General features: G+C 61.3%; 21 protein-coding genes. 14 read left to right on the top strand and 7 right to left on the bottom strand.

The window, feature by feature from the left end:
- Positions 1–5: 5 nt before the first annotated feature.
- On the top strand, positions 6–1,181 hold the full coding sequence (locus DTP52_RS27780; RefSeq protein ID WP_109756233.1) for a 1-deoxy-D-xylulose-5-phosphate reductoisomerase: 1,176 nt from the start codon (positions 6–8) through the stop codon (positions 1,179–1,181).
- A gap of 74 nt (positions 1,182–1,255) precedes the next feature.
- Here DTP52_RS27780 and trmA read toward each other — a convergent pair whose 3' ends face one another.
- Entirely contained in the window at positions 1,256–2,335 is a 1,080-nt protein-coding gene (gene trmA / locus DTP52_RS27775; RefSeq protein ID WP_109756232.1) for a tRNA (uridine(54)-C5)-methyltransferase TrmA, read from the bottom strand.
- Positions 2,332–3,627, bottom strand: a complete 1,296-nt coding sequence (locus DTP52_RS27770; protein WP_109756231.1) for an NCS2 family permease — start codon at positions 3,625–3,627, stop codon at positions 2,332–2,334. Before DTP52_RS27770 ends, trmA begins: the two co-directional genes overlap by 4 nt.
- 204 nt (positions 3,628–3,831) lie before the next feature.
- On the opposite strand from DTP52_RS27770, the gene DTP52_RS27765 reads away from it, so the two are divergent.
- The 5 genes from DTP52_RS27765 to DTP52_RS27745 all read left to right on the top strand — a co-directional run bounded on the left by DTP52_RS27765 (position 3,832) and on the right by DTP52_RS27745 (position 9,000).
- On the top strand, positions 3,832–4,287 hold the full coding sequence (locus DTP52_RS27765; RefSeq protein ID WP_109756230.1) for a DUF4879 domain-containing protein: 456 nt from the start codon (positions 3,832–3,834) through the stop codon (positions 4,285–4,287).
- Between the two features lie 135 nt (positions 4,288–4,422).
- On the top strand, positions 4,423–4,989 hold the full coding sequence (locus DTP52_RS27760; RefSeq protein WP_109756229.1) for a DJ-1 family glyoxalase III: 567 nt from the start codon (positions 4,423–4,425) through the stop codon (positions 4,987–4,989).
- 287 nt (positions 4,990–5,276) lie between these two features.
- Positions 5,277–5,801 (top strand): (2Fe-2S)-binding protein, encoded by a 525-nt coding sequence (locus tag DTP52_RS27755; RefSeq protein ID WP_109756228.1) that lies wholly within the window; start codon positions 5,277–5,279, stop codon positions 5,799–5,801.
- Positions 5,798–6,799 (top strand): xanthine dehydrogenase family protein subunit M, encoded by a 1,002-nt coding sequence (locus DTP52_RS27750; RefSeq protein WP_109756227.1) that lies wholly within the window; start codon positions 5,798–5,800, stop codon positions 6,797–6,799. Before DTP52_RS27755 ends, DTP52_RS27750 begins: the two co-directional genes overlap by 4 nt.
- Positions 6,799–9,000, top strand: coding sequence for a xanthine dehydrogenase family protein molybdopterin-binding subunit (locus DTP52_RS27745; protein WP_109756226.1), 2,202 nt, complete (start codon positions 6,799–6,801; stop codon positions 8,998–9,000). Before DTP52_RS27750 ends, DTP52_RS27745 begins: the two co-directional genes overlap by 1 nt.
- Here DTP52_RS27745 and DTP52_RS27740 read toward each other — a convergent pair.
- Positions 8,997–10,235 carry an MFS transporter gene (locus DTP52_RS27740; protein ID WP_109756225.1) on the bottom strand — a complete coding sequence of 413 codons (1,239 nt, stop codon included), beginning with the start codon at positions 10,233–10,235 and terminating at the stop codon, positions 8,997–8,999. The genes DTP52_RS27745 and DTP52_RS27740 overlap by 4 nt on opposite strands.
- 504 nt (positions 10,236–10,739) lie before the next feature.
- On the opposite strand from DTP52_RS27740, the gene DTP52_RS27735 reads away from it, so the two are divergent.
- The 3 genes from DTP52_RS27735 to DTP52_RS27725 are packed head-to-tail and all read left to right on the top strand — an operon-like array spanning position 10,740 to position 13,357.
- Positions 10,740–12,170, top strand: coding sequence for a cytochrome ubiquinol oxidase subunit I (locus tag DTP52_RS27735; RefSeq protein WP_109756224.1), 1,431 nt, complete (start codon positions 10,740–10,742; stop codon positions 12,168–12,170).
- Between the two features lie 3 nt (positions 12,171–12,173).
- Positions 12,174–13,181, top strand: coding sequence for a cytochrome d ubiquinol oxidase subunit II (cydB, locus tag DTP52_RS27730; protein ID WP_053125566.1), 1,008 nt, complete (start codon positions 12,174–12,176; stop codon positions 13,179–13,181).
- Positions 13,182–13,192: 11 nt separating this feature from the next.
- The gene (locus tag DTP52_RS27725; RefSeq protein ID WP_003205785.1) at positions 13,193–13,357 is read left to right on the top strand and encodes a DUF2474 domain-containing protein; all 165 of its coding nucleotides are present in this window, start codon (positions 13,193–13,195) and stop codon (positions 13,355–13,357) included.
- Between the two features lie 40 nt (positions 13,358–13,397).
- Here DTP52_RS27725 and DTP52_RS27720 read toward each other — a convergent pair whose 3' ends face one another.
- Together DTP52_RS27720 and DTP52_RS27715 are read right to left on the bottom strand one after the other, a co-directional pair.
- A complete protein-coding gene (locus DTP52_RS27720; RefSeq protein WP_109756223.1) occupies positions 13,398–14,522 on the bottom strand; it encodes a class I SAM-dependent methyltransferase in 1,125 nt (374 codons plus the stop codon).
- Positions 14,523–14,703: 181 nt separating this feature from the next.
- Positions 14,704–15,444 (bottom strand): autoinducer binding domain-containing protein, encoded by a 741-nt coding sequence (locus DTP52_RS27715; protein WP_256594288.1) that lies wholly within the window; start codon positions 15,442–15,444, stop codon positions 14,704–14,706.
- A 266-nt stretch (positions 15,445–15,710) separates the two neighbouring features.
- Between DTP52_RS27715 and DTP52_RS27710 the strand changes: the two genes are divergently transcribed.
- Positions 15,711–16,487, top strand: a complete 777-nt coding sequence (locus tag DTP52_RS27710; protein WP_109756222.1) for a ferredoxin--NADP reductase — start codon at positions 15,711–15,713, stop codon at positions 16,485–16,487.
- 42 nt (positions 16,488–16,529) lie between these two features.
- On the opposite strand, the gene mscL is transcribed toward DTP52_RS27710, so the two are convergent.
- The gene (gene mscL / locus DTP52_RS27705; RefSeq protein ID WP_072411386.1) at positions 16,530–16,943 is read right to left on the bottom strand and encodes a large-conductance mechanosensitive channel protein MscL; all 414 of its coding nucleotides are present in this window, start codon (positions 16,941–16,943) and stop codon (positions 16,530–16,532) included.
- A gap of 282 nt (positions 16,944–17,225) precedes the next feature.
- Between mscL and katB the strand changes: the two genes are divergently transcribed.
- From katB to radA, 3 genes are all read left to right on the top strand, one after another.
- Entirely contained in the window at positions 17,226–18,767 is a 1,542-nt protein-coding gene (katB, locus tag DTP52_RS27700) for a catalase KatB (RefSeq protein ID WP_109756221.1), read from the top strand.
- 137 nt (positions 18,768–18,904) lie between these two features.
- Complete coding sequence (locus tag DTP52_RS27695) at positions 18,905–19,453, top strand: ankyrin repeat domain-containing protein (RefSeq protein WP_109756327.1); 549 nt, start codon at positions 18,905–18,907, stop codon at positions 19,451–19,453.
- A gap of 42 nt (positions 19,454–19,495) precedes the next feature.
- Positions 19,496–20,863, top strand: a complete 1,368-nt coding sequence (gene radA, locus DTP52_RS27690) for a DNA repair protein RadA (protein ID WP_030140305.1) — start codon at positions 19,496–19,498, stop codon at positions 20,861–20,863.
- Positions 20,864–21,003: 140 nt separating this feature from the next.
- Here radA and DTP52_RS27685 read toward each other — a convergent pair whose 3' ends face one another.
- Positions 21,004–21,360 (bottom strand): PilZ domain-containing protein, encoded by a 357-nt coding sequence (locus DTP52_RS27685; protein ID WP_109756220.1) that lies wholly within the window; start codon positions 21,358–21,360, stop codon positions 21,004–21,006.
- 158 nt (positions 21,361–21,518) lie between these two features.
- Between DTP52_RS27685 and DTP52_RS27680 the strand changes: the two genes are divergently transcribed.
- Positions 21,519–22,226: carbon starvation CstA family protein (locus tag DTP52_RS27680; RefSeq protein WP_305887899.1), on the top strand; the 708-nt coding region annotated here is incomplete at its 3' end.

The following is a 22,226-nucleotide window of genomic DNA, read 5'->3' as shown; positions in this document are numbered from 1 at the left end:
CCAGCATGAGCCAGCGACTTACCTTGCTCGGGGCGACCGGCTCCATTGGCCGGAGTACGCTCGATGTCGTGGCCCGCCACCCGGAGCTTTTTTCGTTGTTCGCGCTGACTGCGCATCACAGTATCGACAGGCTTTACCAGCAGTGCCTGGCCTTCCGGCCGCAGGTGGCAGTGGTCGCCAGTGCCGGGGAGGCGGCGCAGCTTTCGCGGCGCTTGAAAGCGCGTGGATGCAATACCGAGGTGCTCTACGGGCCGGATGCTCTGGTCGCGGTGGCCGCAGCCAGCCAATGCGATACGGTTGTTGCCGCTATTGTCGGTGGCGCCGGGTTACCTTCGACGCTGGCTGCGGCGCAGTCCGGTAAGCGCGTCCTGCTGGCCAACAAGGAGGCTTTGGTGATGTCCGGCGCGTTGTTCATGCGCTGCGTGACTCGCGCACGAGCGCAGTTGTTGCCGGTCGACAGCGAACACAATGCCATTTTCCAATGCCTGTCGAACCACCCTGGGGTCCGTCCGGAGCGCTTGCTCCTGACCGCTTCCGGCGGTCCATTCCTGAACCGCTCGCTGGACACTCTGGACAGCGTCACACCCGACGAGGCCTGCGCCCACCCCAAGTGGCGGATGGGGCGCAAGATCTCGGTCGACTGTGCAAGCATGATGAACAAGGGCCTGGAGGTTATCGAGGCACATTGGTTGTTCGCGATGTCGCCGGAGCGGATCGAGGTACTGATTCACCCGCAAAGCATCGTCCATTCGATGGTGGTGTATGCCGACCAGTCGGTCCTGGCGCAATTGGGTAATCCCGATATGCGCACGCCTATCGCCCAGGCGCTGGCCTATCCACAACGTATCGATTCCGGGGTCGAGCGGTTGGACCTGACGCAATCCGAGCCATTGAGCTTTGCCCAAGCGGACCTGCGGCGTTTTCCCTGCTTGGGCTTGGCGCTTGACGTGGCGCGAGACGGTTGTGAACTGAGCGTGGTGCTCAATGCGGCCAATGAAGTGGCGGTGGCGGCTTTTCTTGCCGGCGTGCTGGCGTTCACTGATATCGCGCGTATTGTTGGCGAAACCCTGAGCCAGACCCGATCGGTGGCGATCGATAATCTTGAGGGTATCCAGCAGACGGACTGTCTGGCTCGTATCCGGGCTAGACAGTTGGCAGGTTTGCCGCCGTTGAGCGAGTAGTTGCGGTTGCTATGGCGTCCACTGCGTTCAAGGGAGCGAGACTGGCAGTGCGCCGCGCCGCCAGCTTCGGTAGATCAGCGCCGCGTCAGCAACACCCCGGACTCCATGTGATGGGTCCAAGGGAATTGATCGAACATCGCGCAGCGGGTGATGCGGTGGGTGTCGTGCAGTTGCGCGATGTTGGCGGCGAGGGTTTGCGGGTTGCACGAGATGTAGAGGATGTTGTCGAACCGCCGGGTCAGCTCGCAGGTGTCCGGGTCCATGCCGGCGCGGGGCGGGTCGACGAAGACGCTACCGAATTCGTAGCTCTTGAGATCGATACCGTGCAAGCGACGGAAGGGCCGGACTTCGTTCAAGGCTTCGGTCAGTTCTTCGGCGGATAGACGTACCAGCGTGACGTTATCCACAGCGTTTTCGCTGAGGTTGCTCAACGCGGCATTCACCGAGGTCTTGCTGATCTCGGTGGCCAACACTTTGCGTACGCGAGTGGCCAGGGGCAAGGTGAAGTTGCCGTTGCCGCAGTACAACTCCAGCAGATCGTCGGCGCGATCACCCAGCGCGTCATACGCCCAGTTGAGCATCTTCTGGTTCACCGTGCCGTTGGGCTGGGTGAAGGCGCCTTCGGGTTGGCGATAGCTGAAGGTCCGGCCGCCGACGTCGAGTTTCTCCACCACGTAGTCGTGGCCGATCACTTCGCGCTTGCCCTTGGAGCGACCGATGATGCTCACGCCCAGGTCGGTCGCCAGTTTCGCGGCCGCCGCGTGCCAGTGTTCATCCAGCGGGCGGTGATAGCACAGGGTGATCATCGCGTCGCCCGCCAGGGTGGTCAGGAACTCCACCTGGAACAGCTTGTGGCTCAAGGGCGCGCTGGCCTGCCAGGCGGCCTTGAGCTGCGGCATCAACTGGTTGATGCGCAGGCTGGCGATGGGAAATTCCTCGATGAGGATCGGTGTGCGCTTGTCGTCCTGGGAGAACATTGCGTAGTGCCGTTCGCCGGCCTCGCGCCACAGGCGGAATTCGGCCCGCAGGCGAAAGTTTTTCAGGGGCGAATCGAACACCGCAGGTTCTGGTGCATCGAACGGGGCCAACAGGTCACGCAAGCGGGTGACCTTGTCCTGCAACTGGGCGGCATAGGCCTGGGAATCAAAAGTCATGCGTTGAACCAACCCAATTTGATCACGAACAGGATCGACAGAATGACCAGCGCCGGGTTCAGCTCACGGCCACGACCGGACACCAGTTTGATGGCGGTCCAGGCGATGAAGCCGAAGGCGATGCCGTTGGCGATGGAATAGGTGAAGGGCATCGCCAGGGCGGTGACCACCACGGGGGCGGCGACGGTGATGTCGTCCCAGTCGATTTCCGCCAGGCCCGAGGTCATCAGCACGGCGACGAACAGCAAGGCTGGGGCGGTGGCGAAAGGCGGGACACTGGCGGCCAGTGGCGAGAAGAACAGCGCCAGCAGGAACAGGATCGCCACGACGATGGCGGTCAGGCCGGTGCGGCCGCCAGCGCTGACGCCCGCTGCCGACTCGATGTAGCTGGTGGTGGTGGAGGTGCCCAGCAGCGAACCGGCCATGGCGGCGGTGCTGTCGGCGATCAGCGCACGGCCCATCTTCGGCATATGGCCGTCCTTGCCCATCAGCCCGGCGCGCTTGGCGACGCCGATCAGGGTGCCGGAGTTGTCGAACAGGTCGACGAACAGGAAGGCGAAGATCACGCTCACCAGGCCAATGTCCAGGGCGCCCTTGATGTCCAGTTGCAGGAACGTTGGGGCCAGGGACGGTGGCGCGGAAATGATGCCGCCAAACGGGGTGAAGCCCATCAGGATCGAGACGATGGTGACCGCCAGGATGCCGATCAGCACCGCGCCGCGGACTTTCAGTGCTTCGAGGGCGACGATCAGGATGAAACCAAGGGTGGCGAGGATTGGCGCCGGCTGTTTCAAGTCGCCGAGGCCGACCATGGTCGCCGGGTTTTTCACCACGATGCCGGCATTGTTCAGGGCGATCAGCGCCAGGAACAGGCCGATACCGGCGGCAATGGCCGAACGCAGGGGCAGCGGGATGCTGTTGATGATCCATTCGCGGATGCGGAAGATCGAGAGAATGAAGAACAGCACGGCGGAGATGAACACCGCGCCCAGTGCCACTTGCCAGGTATGGCCCATGTGCAGGACCACGGTGTAGGTGAAGAAGGCGTTCAGGCCCATGCCCGGGGCGAGGGCGATCGGGTAGTTGGCGATCAGGCCCATGACCGTGGAGCCAATGGCCGCCGCCAGGCAGGTGGCGACGAACACCGCGCCTTTGTCCATGCCGGTTTCGCCGAGGATGCTCGGGTTGACGAACAGGATGTAGGCCATGGCCAGGAAGGTCGTGACGCCCGCCAGGATCTCGGTCCGCACGTTGGTGTTGTGTGCCTTGAGTTGAAACAGCCTTTCCAGCATGTCTGCTCCCCGTGGCGCGCCCGGCGCCGTGAATGTATCGACCTCAACAGCAAAGCACAGGTCGCCAGCGGCGCCCGGGAATTTTCTGCGGGTCGGAAAAAGCCGCGCATCATACCAGCAGCGTAGCGTTGTGGCTGCGATCGTCGTCGATGTTTTGCCAACGCGCCAAGTGGGCCATACTGCGCGCGGTTCCGGGAGATCTCTATGTATCGCATGAATAAAAAGCTGATGGCGGCAGTGGGCTGCACCCTGGGTCTGTGGTTGCCCGGCCAGGCTGCGGATGCGGCGTCGGCACCACCGCTGAGTGAGGTCAAGGTGCTCAAGGTCGAGTCGCCGGCCTGTGGCTTCGAAGACATCGCCCAGGGGCAGGAGCAGACCCGTTGCGATCACAGTGGCCCGAATATCAAGGTCTACGTGCTGGAGGTCGGCTATGGCCGTCAACCCCATGTCACCCTGGACGGCTTTGAAGTCGACGGCACCCGCTCGCCGGTGTGCGCGTACAGCAATGGCAATCTCAATGACTGCTCGGTGCGGACCAAAGTCGTGGGCTATTTGTACGTCTTCGACCTGAAGGGTAAGCAAGAGGGAACCTTCAGCTTCAGCAACATCTCGATCAACGCACCGGGCAACCGGATGTCGACCCAGCTGTACATCAAATAACCGCTACCCCATGCAGGAGCTGTCGAGTGAAGCGAGGCTGCGATCTTTACCCCCACGCTGATCTCAAGCGCATATCAAAAGATCGCAGCCTTCGGCAGCTCCTACACTACAAGCATCATCCAGCGGAGAGCGCCCATGATTCCTGGAACCAAGATCCCCCGAGCCCTGATAGCCGTCGCCGAGGGTGTCGACGACTTGCAGACGGTCACCCTGATCGACGTGTTGCGTCGAGCGCAGATCGAAACCGTGGTGGCGAGCATCGAAGGGCGGCGTATGCTCACCTGCGCCTGCGGCACGCGCCTGACGGCCGATGGCATGCTGGTGGACATGCTCGTGCAGGATTTCGACCTGATCGTCCTGCCGGGCGGCATCATCGGTGCCCAACACCTGGCGGCCCATCAGCCGCTGCAACAACTGATCAAGGGCCAGGCCGCCACCGGACGTTTCTTCGCCGCCATCGCCGAAGCCCCGGCCCTGGCGCTACAGGCATTCGGCGTCCTGCGCCAGCGGCGCATGACCTGCCTGCCGGCGGTGAGCCAGCAACTGTCCGGTTGCAGCTTCGTCGATCAACCCGTGGTGGTGGACGGCAACTGCATCACCGCCCAAAGCTCGGCTGCCGCCCTGGCGTTTGCCTTGATGCTGGTGGAACAACTCAGCGGCAAGGGCGTAAGAAGCGTGGTGGCGGCGGAGCTGCTGGCCTGACACTCGTCAAGCCGACACCGGCCTGTGGTACCGCTATCGCGAGCAGGCTCGCTCCCACAGGGATTTATGGTGGATGCAGGATCTATGAGCACCCGAGAACCCATGTGGGAGCGAGCCTGCTCGCGATGGCGTCAGCACATTCAACCTCAGTGCAAGCTGACCCACTGAAGGCGCTGGCTTCCAACGTCAATCATTTGCCTTGAACGCTTCACCCCACCCAGAAGTCGTACCCCTTATGACGGCGGTTTCCCAAAACGCCGCGAGTACGACTAACCGTGAGGTGTTCCATGAGCGCGACCTTGTCCGAAGCGACGCCGGCGGCCTTCGTCCGTCACCCGATTCGCCTGACACTCAATGGCCAGGCACGTGAGCTGCAGGTGCTGCCCTGGACCACGCTGCTGGACCTGCTGCGCGAGCAATTGGACCTGGTGGGCAGCAAGAAGGGCTGCGACCACGGCCAGTGTGGCGCCTGCACGGTGCTGCGCGATGGCAAGCGAATCAACGCCTGCCTGACCCTGGCCGTGATGTGCGACGGTGCCGAGTTGACCACCGTCGAAGGCCTGGCTGGCGATGATGCCTTGCATCCCATGCAGCAGGCGTTCATCACCCATGACGCGTTCCAGTGCGGTTACTGCACGCCGGGGCAGATCTGTTCAGCGGTGGGGCTGGTCAACGAGGGCAGGGCGCAGACCCGCGCAGAGATCGTTGAACTGATGAGCGGCAATCTTTGCCGGTGCGGCGCCTACAACAACATTCGTGATGCTATCGAAGAGGCTTTGCCGCTCTGCCAGCAACCGGGAGGTGATCAATGAATCCCTTCCACTACAGCAAGCCAGACACCGTGCAGGCCGCCGTCGACTTGTCGAGCCCGGTGTCACGTTTCATCGCCGGCGGCACCAATCTGCTGGACCTGATGAAAGAGAACCTCACCCGCCCCGAACACCTGATCGACATTACCGGGCTGCCCCTGGCGGACCTCAGCGAAACCCCTTCCGGCGGGGTGATGATCGGTGCGCTGGTGAGCAATGCCGACCTGGCCTGGCACCCCTGGATCGAACGCCGCTATCCGCTGCTGTCCCAGGCGATCCTGGCCGGCGCCTCGCCGCAGTTGCGCAACATGGCCAGCACTGGCGGCAACCTGTTGCAACGCACCCGCTGCTATTACTTCTATGACGCCAGCGTGCCGTGCAATAAACGCCGACCCGGCAGCGGTTGCCCGGCCCGCAACGGTTTGAACCGGATCCACGCGATCTTCGGTGCCAGCGAACAATGTGTCGCCACTCATCCTTCCGACATGTGCGTGGCCTTGGCGGCCTTGGAGGCGGTGGTCCATGTCCTGGGGCGGGGTGGCGCGCGGACCATCGAGTTTGCCGACTTCCATCGCTTGCCCGGTGATGCCCCGGAACGGGATAACCAACTGGCCGATGATGAGCTGATCACTGCTATTGAGTTGCCTGCCGCCGGTTTTGCCGACCATAGCCACTACCTGAAGATCCGTGACCGCGCCTCCTACGCTTTTGCGCTGGTCTCGGTAGCGGCGGCGCTGGAGTTGGACGGGCCGGTGATTCGCCAGGCGCGCCTGGCCCTTGGCGGCGTGGCGCACAAACCCTGGCGCGACCGGGCTGTGGAGAGCTGGCTGGCCGGGCAGACCGTCAGTCGCGAAACCTTCACTGCCGCCGCCGATGCGCTGCTGCAAAACGCCGAGCCGTTGGAGCACAACGGCTTCAAGGTCCGATTGGCGCGCCGGGCGATTGTCCGCGCCTTGAGTGATGCCGCATTGGGTTGCGCACCGCAGGGAGGACACGCCTGATGAACGCTTCGAGCAAATCCATAGGGCAGCCACTGGACCGGGTCGATGGCCTGCTCAAGGTCACGGGCCAGGCTCGTTATGCCGGTGAGTACCCCGAGGACGGCCTGCTGCACGGCAGCGTCGTGTCCGGCACTCTCGCTCGCGGCCGCGTGCTGCGCATCGATGCCTCCCGAGCCCTGGCGCTGCCCGGTGTGGTCGCGGTCATCGATCACACCAATCGGCCGAGGATCGCCAGCTACGATGAGCCCTACCAGGATGCCGATGCGGCGGACGGCTCGCCGTTCCGGCCGCTGTACAACGACCACGTGCTCTACAGCGGCCAGCCATTGGCCTTGGTGGTCGCGGAAAACCTTGAGCTGGCCCGGTATGCAGGTTCCCTGGTTGAAATCGAATACGAGGCCCAGGAGCATCAGACCGATCTGATCACTCTGCAAAACGACGCCCATCCGGCACCGGCCGAACTGCCCAAGCCCCGTGGGAATTTTCAGGGCGAGTACGCCAGCGCCGCGCTCAGCGTGGATGTGTCCTACAGCACGCCGATTGAACACCACAACCCGATGGAGCCACACGCCTCCACCGTGCTGTATCAGCCTGATGGCAGCCTGCACATCCACGACAAGACCCAAGGCACGCAGAACTGCCAGGCCTATGTCCAAAAAGTGTTCGGGCTGGAGAAAGAGCAGGTGCGAGTGTTCGCCGTGTTTGTCGGCGGCGCCTTCGGTTCAGGGCTGCGTCCGCAGTACCAATTACCTTTGGCGGTGATGGCGGCGCTGGCCCTCAAGCGCTCCGTGCGGGTCAGCCTGACGCGCCAACAGATGTTTACCTTTGGCTATCGGCCGCGAACCCTCCAGCGCGTGCAACTGGGGGCGGCGGCCAACGGTCGCTTGCTGGCCGTGGCGCACACCGCCGTCGGCCAGACTTCGCGCTTCGAGGACTTCACCGAGCACGTGGTGGAGTGGAGCGGCATGCTCTATCACTGCGATAACGTCCAGTTGACTTACAAACTCGTGCCCCTGGACGTCTACACGCCCCTGGACATGCGCGCGCCCGGTGCCGCCCTTGGGCTGATTGGCCTGGAATGCGCCATGGATGAACTGGCCTGTGCCCTGGCGCTCGATCCGGTCCAGTTGCGGTTGATCAACTACGCCGAGCGCAACGAGAACGAAGGCAAGCCGTATTCCAGCAAAGAGTTGCGTGAGTGTTATGCCCAGGGCGCCCGTCGTTTCGGCTGGGACAAGCGCAACCCGGAGCCGCGCAGCATGCGTGAGGGGCGGCAGCTGGTGGGTTGGGGCATGGCCGGTGGTGTATGGGAGGCCATGCAGCAGAAAGCCAGCGCCCGGGCCTCGCTGGACCTCGATGGCAAGCTGACTGTCAGCAGCGCCACCACGGATATCGGCACCGGGACCTACACGGTCATGACCCAGATCGCCGCCGAGGCGTGTGGCGTTACCCTTGAGGACGTCACGTTTGTCCTGGGTGATTCGTCGCTGCCCACCGCGCCATTGCAGGGCGGTTCGTTCACGGTTTCGTCGGTGGGCACCGCCGTGCAGCAAGCCTGTGAAGCGCTGAAGGAAAAACTCCTGGCCGTGGCTCGCCAGGCGTGTCCGGCCTTCGGTGGCGCGACCCTTGAACAAGTGACGTTTGTGGATGGCCAACTGCGGCTGGGCGAAGCGAGCGTTGCATTAGCGGAGTTGGCGCAGAAAAGCGGCGAGACCCCGTTGCAAGCCCAGGTCACGGCCAAGCCGGATGAAAAACGCCAGGCCTACGCCACGGCCACGCACTCGGCGGTGTTCGTTGAAGTGCTGGTGGATGAAGACCTGGGGACGGTGAAGGTCAACCGCGTGGTGAGCGCCATCGCCGCCGGCCGGGTCGTCAACCCGAAAACCGCCCGCAGCCAGATTCTCGGTGGCGTGGTATGGGGCGTCGGCATGGCTTTGCACGAAGAAACCCTGACCGATCACACCCTGGGTCGCCACATGAATCACAACCTGGCCGAGTATCACGTGCCGGTCAGTGCCGACATCGGCGACATCGAGGTGATCTTTGTCGAGGAGCGTGACGAGATCGTCAATGCGCTGGGTTCCAAGGGCGTGGGTGAAATCGGCATCGTCGGGGTGGCCGCGGCGGTGGCCAATGCGATTTACCATGCCACCGGCAAGCGGGTGCGGGACTTCCCCATCACCCTCGACAAGTTGCTCTAGGCTTTTGCTTCGTCCACCGGTTCGTGCATCCGGTCACGGTTGGCCAGGGTCGGGAACAGTTTGATCCAGACCCCGGTCACCAGCAGCGTGCCGATGCCGCCCATGACCACCGCCGGCACGGTGCCGAACCAGTGGGCGGTGAGGCCGGACTCGAACTCGCCCAGCTGGTTCGAAGCGCCGATGAACAGCCCGTTCACCGCGCTGACCCGGCCACGCATTTCATCCGGTGTTTCCAGTTGCACGAAGGAGGCGCGGATGACCATGCTGATCATGTCCGCCGCGCCCAACACCACCAGCACCGCCAGGGAAAACCAGAACGAGGTGGAGAGGCCGAAGGCAATGGTGGCGACGCCGAACACGCCCACCGCAGTGAACATCACTCGGCCGACCTTGCGCTCCACGGCAAACCGCGCCAGCCACAGCGACATCAGCAAGGCCCCGACCGCCGGCGCCGAGCGCAACAGACCCAGGCCCCAGGGACCGGTGAGCAGGATGTCCTTGGCGAACACCGGCAGCAGCGCCGTCGCGCCGCCGAGCAAAACCGCGAACAGGTCCAGGGAAATCGCGCCGAGAATGTCCGGGCGACTGCGAATGAAGCGAATCCCGGCCAGCAATGAATCCAGCGTCGCCTTGCCTTTGTTCAGCGGCGTCTGCCGAGCGGGCAGGTTGAGCATCAGGCAACAGGCGATGAGGTAGAGCACCACGGTCGGTCCATAGACCCAGATGCTGCCGAAGGCATAGAGCAGGCCGCCGAGTGCCGGGGCGACGATGGTGGCCGATTGCTGGGCCGATTGCGCGGCGGCCACGGCCCGGGGAAACAGGCCCGCCGGCACGATACTGGGCAGCAGCGCCTGGGTGGTGGGCATCTCGAAGGAGCGGGCGGCGCCCAGGAGGAAGGCAAGGATGAAGATCATTTCCCGGGTGACATTGTCGGTGGCGCTGCCGATCACCAGGGCCAGGGCAATCATTGCCTGCAATGACTGGCAAATGGCCGCGACCTTGCGCCGGTCATAGCGGTCAGCCACATGCCCGGTGTGAAGCATGAACAGCACGCGCGGGGCAAACTCCACCAACCCCACCAGGCCCAAGTCGAGGACGTTGCCGGTCAGTTGATAGAGGTTCCAGCCAATGGCCACGGTGAGCATCTGGAAGCCGCTGGCGGTGAATATCCGTGCCAGCCAGAAGGCGATGAAGGGACGATGGTGACGGAGCAGCAGCGGCGCTTGGCTGGGCATCTATGACGGGTCCGGTGGTGAAGACCACGAGATTATCACCGAGCTGTAACAGGAAGTTGCGTTGGCTGGAAAAATAGTTAGCCAAACATCTACTTTTCACCTAGCACGCTTTTTTTGTGGCGAGGGGATTTATCCCCGCTCGAGTGCGCAGCGCTCGCAAAAGCTTGGGGCCGCTTCGCGCCCCAGCGGGGATAAATCCCCTCGCCACAACAGTGCACTCCTCAAGATTCAAGGAATCCTGGTTTGGAGCAGGGTTTCGACACTGAGACAACCTGCCACGCGACAAAAGACCACGCCGTCCATCGGTAATAATGCGACTACTCTTTGAGCATTGCTTGATCCAGGTCAATACCTCTCGGGGCGTTGGGCTGGCGGCCATCCGGCCAGAGTCCTGCGTTGTGACGGTTATAAAAAGAACGATTTGAAAAGCATCGCACTCCATATCCCTGGGGCTTGTGATGCAGGCCCCGCCCGCAGCCGGTTTTACCTGACAGAGGAAGACTTATGTTCGGTTTGGAGGCGCTCGATCTCGCCCGAATCCAGTTCGCGTTCACCATCTCGTTCCACATCCTGTTCCCGGCCATCACCATTGGCCTGGCGAGTTACCTGGCGGTACTCGAAGGCCTGTGGCTCAAGACTCGCGACGATACCTATCGCGACTTGTACCACTTCTGGTCGAAGATCTTCGCCGTCAACTTCGGCATGGGCGTGGTGTCCGGCTTGGTCATGGCCTATCAGTTCGGGACCAACTGGAGCCGTTTCTCGGACTTCGCCGGGGCGGTGACCGGACCGCTGCTGACCTACGAAGTGCTCACGGCGTTCTTCCTCGAGGCGGGTTTCCTGGGGGTGATGCTGTTCGGCTGGAATCGCGTTGGCCGTGGCTTGCACTTCTTCTCCACGGTGATGGTGGCGATCGGTACGTTGATCTCGACCTTCTGGATCCTGTCCTCCAATAGCTGGATGCAGACTCCGCAGGGTTACGAAATCGTCGAAGGCCGGGTGATTCCGGTGGACTGGCTGGCGGTGGTGTTCAACCCCTCGTTCCCCTATCGCCTGCTGCACATGTCCACGGCGGCGTTCGTTGCGACGGCGTTCTTCGTCGGTTCATCGGCCGCCTGGCACCTCTTGCGCGGTCGCGATACCCCGGCCATCCGCCGGATGCTGTCGATGGCGATGTGGATGGCCTTGCTGGTGGCACCGATACAGGCGGTCATCGGCGACTTCCATGGCCTGAACACCCTCAAGCATCAACCGGCGAAGATCGCTGCCATCGAGGGCCACTGGGAAAACGTCGGCAATGAGCCCACCCCGCTGATCCTGTTCGGCTGGCCAGACATGCAGGCCGAGAAGACTCGCTTCGCCGTGGAAATCCCCTATCTGGGAAGCCTGATCCTGACTCACAGCCTGGACAAACAGGTGCCGGCCCTCAAGGAGTTCCATCCTGAGGACCGACCGAACTCGACCATCGTGTTCTGGTCGTTCCGGGTCATGGTCGGCCTTGGATTGCTGATGATCTTCACTGGCCTGTGCAGTCTATGGCTGCGCCGCAACGATCGGATCTACCAATCACGACCGTTCCTCCACATGGTGTTGTGGATGGGCCCCTCCGGGCTGGTCGCGATCCTGGCCGGCTGGTTCACCACGGAGATCGGCCGCCAACCCTGGGTGGTCTATGGCTTGATGCGCACGGCCGATGCTTCCTCCGGCCACAGTTTCGCGCAGATGAGCATCACCCTGGTGCTGTTCGTCGTGGTGTATTTCGCGCTGTTCGGCGCGGGCTTGAGCTACATGATGCGTCTGGTGCGCAAGGGGCCGCAGGTCCACGAAACCGAGCCGAGCGATGGTGGCCCGGGCCAGAAACGTACGCCGGCCCGGCCATTGTCGGCCGCCGATGACGATGTGGACCAAAACGACCGCTCGAACAAGGGGAATTGAGTCATGGGTATTGATCTTCCGCTGATCTGGGCCGTGGTCATCATCTTCGGCATCATGATGTACGTGATCATGGACGGCTTCGACCTGGGGATCGGCATTCTCTTCCCCTTCGTCAAGGGTGAGCGCGACCGCGACGTGATGATGAACACCGTGGCGCCGGTCTGGGACGGTAACGAAACCTGGCTGGTGCTCGGTGGTGCCGGGCTGTTCGGGGCATTTCCGCTGGCTTATTCGGTAGTGCTTTCGGCACTGTACCTGCCGTTGATCCTGATGCTCATCGGGTTGATCTTCCGCGGCGTGGCCTTCGAATTCCGCTTCAAGGCCAAGGCCGAGAAGCGCCACCTGTGGGACAAGGCATTCATTGGTGGTTCGCTGACGGCCACTTTCTTCCAGGGGGTGGCGCTGGGGGCATTCATTGATGGCTTCGAGGTGGTCAATCGCCAGTTCGCCGGCGGCTCCTTGGACTGGTTCACGCCATTCACGGTGTTCTGTGGCTTGGCGTTGATCGCCGCCTATGCGTTGCTTGGCTGCACCTGGCTGATCATGAAGACCGAGGGCAAGCTGCAAGAGCAGATGCATGACCTGGCGCGGCCGCTGGCGTTCGTGGTGTTGGCGGTGATCGGTATCGTCAGCATCTGGACACCGCTGGCCCACGCGGACATCGCCGCCCGCTGGTTCACCCTGCCGAACCTGTTCTGGTTCCTGCCGGTGCCGATCCTGGTGCTGGTGACCATGTACGGCTTGTTCCGCGCGGTGGCGCGTAACGCCAACTACACGCCATTCATCCTGACCCTGGTGTTGATTTTCCTCGGCTACAGTGGCCTGGGCATCAGCCTGTGGCCGAATATCGTGCCGCCATCGATCTCGATCTGGGACGCCTCGTCACCGCCCCAGAGCCAAGGCTTCATGTTGGTCGGCACGCTGTTCATCATTCCGTTGATCCTGGTGTACACCTTCTGGAGCTACTACGTGTTCCGCGGCAAGGTGACCCATGATGATGGTTACCATTGAGGACGTTGAGCATGGCCAAACCTGACTTGAAGGACATCGAGGCCGCCGAACGCAAGCCGCTTTGGCAGCGGCTCGGCTGGCTGGCGCTGATCTGGGCCGGCAGTGTGCTGGCGTTGTTCATCGTCGCCAGCCTGATGCGGATGTTCATGAATGCCGCGGGGCTGACCACCCACTGATTTCCCTGTGGGAGCAAGCTTTGCGCCCACAGAGGACGATTTATTTCCGGGCTTTGAGTATCACGAACTTCGGCGTGGCGGCCACTTGTTCGACGCCTCGGAACAACCGCGCCAGTTTGCTGTGGTAGCCCAGGTGCCGGTTGCCGACGATGTACAGCGCGCCACCCACCACCAACGCTTCGCGAGCCTGCTGGAACATTCGCCAGGCGAGGAAATCGCCCACCACTTGCTGCTGGTGGAAAGGCGGATTGCATAACACCACATCCAGCGACTGCGCCTCTTGTCCCGCCAGGCCATCGCCGGCCCGGATGATCACTTCCCTATCGCCCAGGGCCGCACGCCAGTTTTCGGCGGCCGATTGCACGGCCATATACGACTCGTCCACCAGGGTGTAGTGGGCGTCGGGGTTTTGCAGGGCACTGGCGATGGCGAGCACGCCGTTGCCGCAGCCCAGGTCCGCGACACGGGCTGTCCCGAGGTTTTTCGGCAGATGTGGCAGGAACGCGCGGGTACCGATGTCCAGGCCTTCGCGGCAGAACACGTTGGCATGGTTGAGCAGTTCGATCTTCGGTTCGTCCAGCCAGTAACGCGTGGGGTAGGGCGATACGCTGGGCGGCTTGGCTTGCGGCGTGGCGATCAACAGGCGGGCTTTTTTCTGCGCCAGGGAGGCCTGCACCGGGCCGATATAGCGCTCCAGCAAATCGCCGGCGGCCCGGGGCAAGTGCTTGATCATGGCCCCGGCAATCACCTGGGCGCCTGGTGCCAGTTGGCCTTGCAGGCGAATCAGCTGTTCCTCCAGCAGGGCCAGGGTCTTCGGTACTTTGACCAGGACACGATCGAATGGGCCGGTCAGGGGCTCGCTGGCAGGCAACGTCGGCACCGCATCGAAGGGGCGGCCGTTGCGCACCAGGTTTTTCTCCAGGGCCTGCAATGCCAGGAAGGAATCACTGCTGCTGGTCACTTCGACCTTGCCGGCCAGGCTGGCCGCCAGGGCGCCGAAGCCGTCATTGAGCACCAGGACCCGAGTCTGCGCGCTCGGCTGTTGTTCGGCCAGGTACGCGAGCAGGTATTCATCGGCCGCATCGAAGGCTTGCAGTGGTTCGTTCTGCTGTTCGGGTTGGCGGATCAGGTCGAGTTGGGCGAAGGGGCTGTCGAGCAGGGGCATGGCTGGGGACTCTGGAGATCAACGAATGTCCCGCTGCCTGGAGGTAGGTGTCTGTGCGGGACCGCCTGAATGAACTGCGTCGCGTGCAAGAAGCGGCATCATTCAAGTGGGACCGTAAATGGTACGTTTTTTTGTTGCACATTACTCGCAGGTTTTCGGCCTGGCGCTGCCACTCCACTGTTCAGATCACATGGATCTGGGCCGCTTTTGCCACCGCTGAAATTTTATTGCTGACGTTCAGTTTCCGCATGCAGCTGCACACATGGAAGTTCACGGTTCGTTCGGAAAGACAGAGAATCCTGCCCACTTCCGACGCTGTCTTGCCTTCGGCAGACCACCTCAGGACTTCGATTTCTCTCGGTGACAAGTGATAGTTCTGCTTGACTGCGACGGCGTCAGACAGCTTTTTGCTGGCGAGCGCATGCAGTTTTTGACTGGCGAAGATGGCATAGCCGAGATTGGCATAGTGTTCCTCTATATCAATGGGACAATGGGTTCGTGCCAGGCTGAACAGGCTGCACTGTGCCCCTTGGTCGTCATGAACGGCCTGGGTCCAGCCGTACTTGAGTCCCTGTCGATTAAGTTCTCGCCATAACTTGGGGGCCTGAGCGAAAACAGTCTCATCCCATAAAATGGGGAGTAGTGATTGATTGCAATGTGCTACTAATGGATCGTTCGATGCATAGCCATTCTGTTCATAAAGTCTGTCCCATCCATAAGGGTAGTTATTGAGGTTCACCTTGCTGGTGTGCTTGTCGGGGCTTCCGAGATAGGCTGAAAATGCGCAATATTCAAATCCCTGATTGTTAAAGAAATTCAGGACCAGACGATAGGCCGTCTGCAGGTCTTTTTCACAAGACAACTTTCTCAATAGCAAGTCCTTCCACTTTTCCATCGCTCTCTCCTGGGTTGATTCGTCCATGCGGATCCAATCCATGATGCGAAATTTCAGTGTAGGACTATTCTTAGTTTGTAGTGAGTTTTTTTTGATTTGCTTACATTGAGGGATGTTTAAAAAAATAAACTTTTTAATTAATTATTACTACAGCTACTGCGGTTTTGTATAGGTTTGGTAAAGGTTTTTGCCGGGTGGCGCGAAATTAGTGGTTAAAGTGCTATTGCTCACCGTTGGTGGTGGAGACGCTCGCTTTGCGGGACACTGTGAGTCTTGTCCCATTGGAGTGGCTCATGACCGACAGCGCAGAGAAGTTCACCCGCCAGACCCTGCTCGATGTCCAGCCGTTGACATCTCATTTGTTTACTTTGCGTACGACCCGGGATCGCGGCTTTCGCTTCCGGGCGGGTCAGTTTGCCCGGCTGGGGGTTGTCAAGGCGGACGGGAGCACCGTCTGGCGGGCGTATTCCATGGTGTCTTCGCCGTTCGACGAGTTCCTCGAGTTCTTTTCCATCGTGGTTCCCCATGGTGAGTTCACCAGTGAACTCAGTCGCTTGCAGCCGGGTGACGAACTGCTGGTGGAGCGGCAGGCCATCGGCTACCTGACACCGGATCGTTTCGTCGACGGTCGGGATTTATGGCTGCTGTCCACGGGGACGGGGGTGGCGCCGTTTCTTTCGATCCTCCAGGATTTTGAGGTCTGGGAGAAATTCGAGCGGATCATCCTGGTGTACAGCGTGCGCGAAGCACGAGAGCTGGCGTATCAGGAGTTGATCAAGGACCTGACCCAGCGCGACTACCTGGCCGAGTACGCTCATAAGTTTCGTTTCATTGCGACCGTCACCCGCGAGCAGCATCCAGGGGCGCTCAATGGGCGGATTACCACGCTGATCGAAAATGGTGAGCTGGAGCGAGTGGCCGGTGTAGCGCTGACGCCGGAGCATTCGCGAGTGATGTTGTGTGGCAACCCGCAAATGATCGACGACACGCGCAAGTTGCTCAAGGCCAGGGGGCTGCAACTGAGCCTGACCCGTCGGCCAGGCCAAGTGGCGGTGGAAAACTACTGGTAGGCTGATGTCGATCAGTTGGGGGTATGGCTGTGACCGACTGGTTCAGGGCCGTTCGTTCTGAGCCTTGAGCAGGTCGCGAATCTCGGTGAGCAGCAATTCTTCCTTGGTTGGAACGGGAGGCGCGCTAGGGGCTACGGCTTCTTCGCGCTTGAGGCGGTTGATGGCCTTGACGCCCATGAAAATGGCGAACGCCACGATGATGAAGTCTATGGTGCTCTGGATGAATTTACCGTAGGCCAGTACCACGGCAGGTGCATCACCTTGGGCTGCCTTGAGGGTGATGGCCAGGTCACTGAAGTCCACCCCACCGATCAGCAGGCCAATTGGAGGCATGACCACGTCGCCAACGAATGACGAAACGATCTTGCCAAAAGCGGCACCGATGATGATCCCGACGGCCATGTCGACGACATTGCCCTTGACCGCGAAGGCCTTGAACTCGCTTAGCACGCCCATGAGTTATTCCTTGTGACAGATGAAAGATGAGTGGCAGTGTAAATCAGCCTAGCGAGTCCCGCTCGAAACACCGGCTTACAAAGCTTCAGTTATCGACCCGGCCCTGGGGGAAAAGTTTTCAAAGTGCCATCAATCGCGCGTGATACGCGGTTTTAGCATAGCCCCCCATAACGTTTTTTCTATCGATGCGGTACGGCATTTCTATTTAGGTTTTCCTTTTTCGAGCACTAGCCTCTGGATGGCGCACATGGATGCGCTCTATAACATCAGAGGAACACGCCTATGAATACTTCCTTCGGCTACGGGCCTTATTCCCATCGCCGCGCTTTTTTTGTGCTGACCGCGAGCCTCTTGTCCTTGTCGGTCAACGCGGCCACCCTGACCCGGGACAACGGTGCGGCTGTCGGCGACAACCAGAACTCGCAAACGGCGGGCCCCAACGGCCCAACCCTGTTGCAAGACGTGCAGTTGATCCAGAAGCTCCAGCGCTTTGACCGTGAACGCATCCCCGAGCGCGTGGTGCATGCCCGTGGTACCGGCGCCCATGGCACATTCACGGTGTCCGACGATCTCAGCGACCTGACCAAGGCCAAGGTCTTTGCCGCAGGCCAGGTCACGCCAGTGTTCGTGCGTTTTTCTGCCGTGGTACACGGCAATCATTCGCCGGAAACCCTGCGCGACCCCCGTGGTTTTGCCACGAAGTTCTACACCGCCGACGGTAATTGGGACTTGGTGGGTAACAACTTTCCGACCTTCTTCATTCGTGATGCCATCAAGTTTCCAGACATGGTCCACGCCTTCAAACCCGACCCGCGGACCAATCTGGACGATGATTCACGTCGTTTCGATTTTTTCTCCCATGTACCAGAATCGACCCGCACTCTGACCGAGTTGTATTCCAACTCCGGGACCCCGGCCAGTTACCGTGAAATGGACGGTAACGGCGTGCATGCTTACAAACTAGTTAATGCCAAGGGCGAAATTCATTATGTGAAGTTTCATTGGAAAAGTTTGCAGGGTCTGAAAAACCTCGATCCGAAAGAAGTTGTGAAAGTTCAGGGTCAGGATTACAGCCATATGACAAATGACCTGGTGACGCATATTAATAAGGGTGACTTCCCGAAGTGGGACTTGTACGTCCAGGTACTGAACCCACAGGACCTTGCCAAGTTTGACTTCGACCCACTGGACGCGACCAAGATCTGGCCAGGCGTGCCTGAGCGCAAAGTCGGGCAGATGGTCCTGAACCGCAATCCGGCGAATGTCTTCCAGGAAACCGAGCAGGTGGCCATGGCGCCGGCCAATCTTGTGCCGGGTATCGAACCATCCGAGGATCGCTTGCTCCAGGGGCGCGTATTTTCCTACGCCGATACGCAGATGTACCGGATAGGCGCCAACGCCCTGCAATTGCCGATCAACGCCCCCAAGGTGGCGGTGAACAACGGTAACCAGGACGGTGCGATGAACCCGGGCAGCACCAGCACCGGCGTGAACTATCAGCCAAGTCGCCTGACCCCTCGTGAAGAGCCGCAAGCGGCACGCTACAGCCAGACTGCGCTGACCGGCAGTACCCAGCAGGCGAAGATCCAGCGTGAGCAGAACTTCAAGCAGGCCGGTGATTTGTATCGTTCGTTCAGCAAGAAAGAGCGTGATGACCTGATCGAAAGCTTCGGCGGCTCTTTGGCGACCACCGATGACGAGAGCAAGCACATCATCCTGTCGTTCCTCTACAAGGCTGACCCTGAGTACGGCACTGGCGTGGCCCGTGTCGCCAAAGGCGACCTGGCCCGGGTCAAGGCCCTGGCGGAAAAACTGAGCGACTGATTCACAGTCCGGCAAGTGCATAGCCTGTGGGAGCAAAGCTTGCTCGCGAAGCAGGCGCTGCGGTCTGAATCCAGACCGAGTTGTCTGCGTCGCGGGCAAGCATGCGCCCACAGTCGTATGCCAGAGGAGACATCATGATGCGCAGATTCCTTTTATCGATGCTTGCGATCTGGTCAATGAGCGTACTGGCCGATCAGCCAATACCCACTGAGCCGGCGGTCGTACAGGAACAGTTGCAAAACTATTATTTCGACGCCGCTCGCCGCGGCGATGTGCCGATGCTCGATACCTTTATAGAGGCCGGTTACTCGTTGGATACCCGGGATGAAAAGGGCTACACCGCGCTGATTCTGGCGGCCTATCACGGCCACGGCCCGGCGGTGGAGCGGCTGCTGGCGGCAGGGGCCGATGCCTGTGCCCAGGACAAACGCGGCAACACAGCGTTGATGGGCGCCATTTTCAAGGGCGAAGTGCAGATTGCCCGGCGTCTGCTGTCCACCGATTGCAGTCCGGACCAACGCAATGGTGCCGGGCAGACCGCAGCGATGTATGCCGGTCTGTTCAAGCGTGATGAATTGCTCGACGCCTTGAAGGCCAAGGGCGCCGACCTGGAGGCCAAGGATCCGTTGGGCAATACCGCGATGGGACTGGCCAAGGGTGAAATCAGAATGCCGGCCCCTCAGTGAACCTTCACTGGGCTATCATCGCGGTTTTGACCCGGAGTTCAGATGGCCAAGGCAAAGCGCATGTACGGCTGCACCGAGTGCGGCTCGACCTTTCCCAAATGGGCCGGCCAGTGCAGCGAGTGCGGGGCCTGGAACACCCTGACCGAAACCATGGTGGAGAGCGGCGGAGCGGCGGCGCCCACCGGTCGCACTGGCTGGGCCGGGCAGCAGGCGCAGATCAAGACCCTGGCCGAAGTCAGCGTCGAAGAAATTCCACGTTTCTCCACCGCGTCCGGTGAACTGGACCGCGTGCTGGGCGGTGGCCTGGTGGACGGTTCGGTGGTGCTGATTGGCGGCGATCCGGGCATCGGCAAATCCACCATCCTGTTGCAAACCTTGTGCAACCTTGCCACCCGCATGCCGGCGCTGTATGTCACCGGCGAAGAGTCCCAACAGCAGGTCGCCATGCGCGCCAGGCGCCTGGGCTTGCCCCAGGACCAACTGCGGGTCATGACCGAGACCTGCATCGAAACCATCATCGCCACGGCACGCCTGGAAAAACCCAAGGTGATGGTGATCGACTCGATCCAGACGATTTTCACCGAACAACTGCAATCGGCCCCCGGCGGCGTGTCCCAGGTGCGCGAAAGCGCGGCGTTGCTGGTGCGCTACGCCAAGCAGAGCGGCACGGCGATTTTCCTGGTGGGCCACGTCACCAAGGAAGGTGCGTTGGCGGGGCCACGGGTGCTGGAGCACATGGTCGATACGGTTTTGTATTTCGAGGGCGAATCCGATGGTCGCCTGCGTTTGCTGCGGGCGGTGAAGAACCGCTTCGGTGCCGTCAACGAACTGGGTGTGTTCGGCATGACCGACCGGGGCCTGAAAGAAGTCTCGAACCCTTCGGCGATCTTTCTGACACGAGCCCAGGAAGAAGTCCCCGGCAGTGTGGTCATGGCAACGTGGGAAGGGACTCGCCCGATGCTGGTGGAAGTGCAGGCGCTGGTGGACGACAGCCATTTGGCGAACCCGCGCCGGGTCACCCTGGGCCTGGATCAGAACCGGCTGGCCATGCTGCTGGCGGTGTTGCATCGACACGGTGGGATTCCGACTCATGACCAGGACGTGTTCCTCAACGTCGTGGGTGGGGTCAAGGTGCTGGAAACCGCGTCCGACCTGGCGTTGATGGCGGCGGTCATGTCCAGTCTGCGCAACCGGCCGCTGCCCCACGATCTGTTGGTGTTCGGCGAAGTGGGGCTGTCAGGCGAAGTGCGGCCGGTGCCCAGTGGGCAGGAGCGGCTCAAGGAGGCGGCCAAGCACGGCTTCAAACGCGCCATCGTGCCCAAGGGCAACGCGCCGAAGGAAGCGCCGGCGGGGTTGCAGATCATTGCCGTGACACGCCTGGAACAGGCGTTGGATGCGTTGTTCGAATAACACTGGCCATTGCGGAAGAAATGTATGTGGGAGCAAAGCTTGCTCGCGATGCAGGCGACTCGATTTCGAAAGACCGCATCGCAGCCATCGCGGGCAAGCCTTGCTCCCACATGGATCCCCGTGCCAAGGGGCGGGGCAGCTCAGATATGAATCAACGCCGCCAACTCCCGCTCCAGTTCATCATGATCGGCCAGGTTCAGCTCCACCAGTCGGCGCAGGTGGGCGATGGAGTCCAGGTCGATATGCTCGCAGACGAAGCCCAGGTGGCCGTGGTCGTCGTGGGCCAACCGAACCTCCATCTGCACTTCCACCTCATTGCTCAGGTGAATGTCGGCAGTAAAGGTTTTCTCGGGATTACCCAGCCAGGGCTCGGGCTTTTCGATCAGCAGGCCCTTGAGGGACAGGTCCAGCAGCTCCACCGGCCATTTGTATGGGGGCTGGCTCAGTTCGGTCCTGGCATGGAATTCGATTCGTACGAAGCGGCGACGATCGCTCATTACGTATTCCCTCTGAAGATTCATTGACTATAGACCCTGCTGGCGGAGCATCGTCACCGTTCGGCCGCCGACAGACGAATGTCGGGTATGGCCTTTGCCCTGGTTAGCGCTAAACTCCAGTGGCTGCCTTTCTTGTCCACCCTGGCTGGAATATAAAAATGAAAAACAATAATAGCCTGCTGCGCCATCTACCCTGGCTACTGCTGGCCGTCGTAGGAGCGTGCGCCCTGGGCGTCGTGGCTTTGCGTCGAGGCGAGGCGATCAACGCCTTGTGGATCGTCGTCGCAGCCGTGGCCATCTACCTGGTCGCCTACCGCTACTACAGCCTCTTCATCGCCAACAACGTGATGCAACTCGATGCGCGCCGGGCCACCCCCGCCGTGCTCAACAACGATGGCCTGGACTATGTCCCGACCAACAAACACATTCTCTTCGGCCACCACTTCGCGGCCATTGCCGGCGCGGGGCCGCTGGTCGGGCCGGTGCTGGCGGCGCAGATGGGCTACCTGCCCGGTACGCTCTGGCTGATCGCCGGCGTGGTGCTGGCCGGTGCGGTGCAGGACTTCATGGTCCTGTTCCTGTCCACCCGCCGCAACGGGCGCTCCCTGGGCGACATGGTCCGCGAGGAAATGGGCCGCATTCCCGGCACCATCGCGCTGTTCGGCTGCTTCCTGATCATGATCATCATCCTCGCGGTGCTGGCGCTGATCGTGGTCAAGGCCCTGGCCGAGAGCCCGTGGGGCATCTTCACGGTGATGGCGACCATCCCGATCGCGATGTTCATGGGCCTCTACATGCGCTACATCCGCCCGGGCCGCATCGGCGAGATCTCGCTCATCGGCGTGCTGTTGCTGCTGGGCTCGATC

Source organism: Pseudomonas sp. 43mfcvi1.1 (genome assembly GCF_900115935.1).
GTDB lineage: Bacteria > Pseudomonadota > Gammaproteobacteria > Pseudomonadales > Pseudomonadaceae > Aquipseudomonas > Aquipseudomonas bijieensis.
This window is presented reverse-complemented; position numbering and strand designations above follow the sequence as displayed.

Excerpts from the sequence above, each read along its gene's own strand:
- DTP52_RS27780 (WP_109756233.1), top strand. The coding sequence starts at position 6 with ATGAGCCAGCGACTTACCTTGCTCGGGGCGACCGGCTCCATTGGCCGG.
- trmA (WP_109756232.1), bottom strand. The coding sequence starts at position 2,335 with ATGACTTTTGATTCCCAGGCCTATGCCGCCCAGTTGCAGGACAAGGTC.
- DTP52_RS27770 (WP_109756231.1), bottom strand. The coding sequence starts at position 3,627 with ATGCTGGAAAGGCTGTTTCAACTCAAGGCACACAACACCAACGTGCGG.
- DTP52_RS27765 (WP_109756230.1), top strand. The coding sequence starts at position 3,832 with ATGTATCGCATGAATAAAAAGCTGATGGCGGCAGTGGGCTGCACCCTG.
- DTP52_RS27760 (WP_109756229.1), top strand. The coding sequence starts at position 4,423 with ATGATTCCTGGAACCAAGATCCCCCGAGCCCTGATAGCCGTCGCCGAG.
- DTP52_RS27755 (WP_109756228.1), top strand. The coding sequence starts at position 5,277 with ATGAGCGCGACCTTGTCCGAAGCGACGCCGGCGGCCTTCGTCCGTCAC.
- DTP52_RS27750 (WP_109756227.1), top strand. The coding sequence starts at position 5,798 with ATGAATCCCTTCCACTACAGCAAGCCAGACACCGTGCAGGCCGCCGTC.
- DTP52_RS27745 (WP_109756226.1), top strand. The coding sequence starts at position 6,799 with ATGAACGCTTCGAGCAAATCCATAGGGCAGCCACTGGACCGGGTCGAT.
- DTP52_RS27740 (WP_109756225.1), bottom strand. The coding sequence starts at position 10,235 with ATGCCCAGCCAAGCGCCGCTGCTGCTCCGTCACCATCGTCCCTTCATC.
- DTP52_RS27735 (WP_109756224.1), top strand. The coding sequence starts at position 10,740 with ATGTTCGGTTTGGAGGCGCTCGATCTCGCCCGAATCCAGTTCGCGTTC.
- cydB (WP_053125566.1), top strand. The coding sequence starts at position 12,174 with ATGGGTATTGATCTTCCGCTGATCTGGGCCGTGGTCATCATCTTCGGC.
- DTP52_RS27725 (WP_003205785.1), top strand. The coding sequence starts at position 13,193 with ATGGCCAAACCTGACTTGAAGGACATCGAGGCCGCCGAACGCAAGCCG.
- DTP52_RS27720 (WP_109756223.1), bottom strand. The coding sequence starts at position 14,522 with ATGCCCCTGCTCGACAGCCCCTTCGCCCAACTCGACCTGATCCGCCAA.
- DTP52_RS27715 (WP_256594288.1), bottom strand. The coding sequence starts at position 15,444 with ATGGACGAATCAACCCAGGAGAGAGCGATGGAAAAGTGGAAGGACTTG.
- DTP52_RS27710 (WP_109756222.1), top strand. The coding sequence starts at position 15,711 with ATGACCGACAGCGCAGAGAAGTTCACCCGCCAGACCCTGCTCGATGTC.
- mscL (WP_072411386.1), bottom strand. The coding sequence starts at position 16,943 with ATGGGCGTGCTAAGCGAGTTCAAGGCCTTCGCGGTCAAGGGCAATGTC.
- katB (WP_109756221.1), top strand. The coding sequence starts at position 17,226 with ATGAATACTTCCTTCGGCTACGGGCCTTATTCCCATCGCCGCGCTTTT.
- DTP52_RS27695 (WP_109756327.1), top strand. The coding sequence starts at position 18,905 with ATGCGCAGATTCCTTTTATCGATGCTTGCGATCTGGTCAATGAGCGTA.
- radA (WP_030140305.1), top strand. The coding sequence starts at position 19,496 with ATGGCCAAGGCAAAGCGCATGTACGGCTGCACCGAGTGCGGCTCGACC.
- DTP52_RS27685 (WP_109756220.1), bottom strand. The coding sequence starts at position 21,360 with ATGAGCGATCGTCGCCGCTTCGTACGAATCGAATTCCATGCCAGGACC.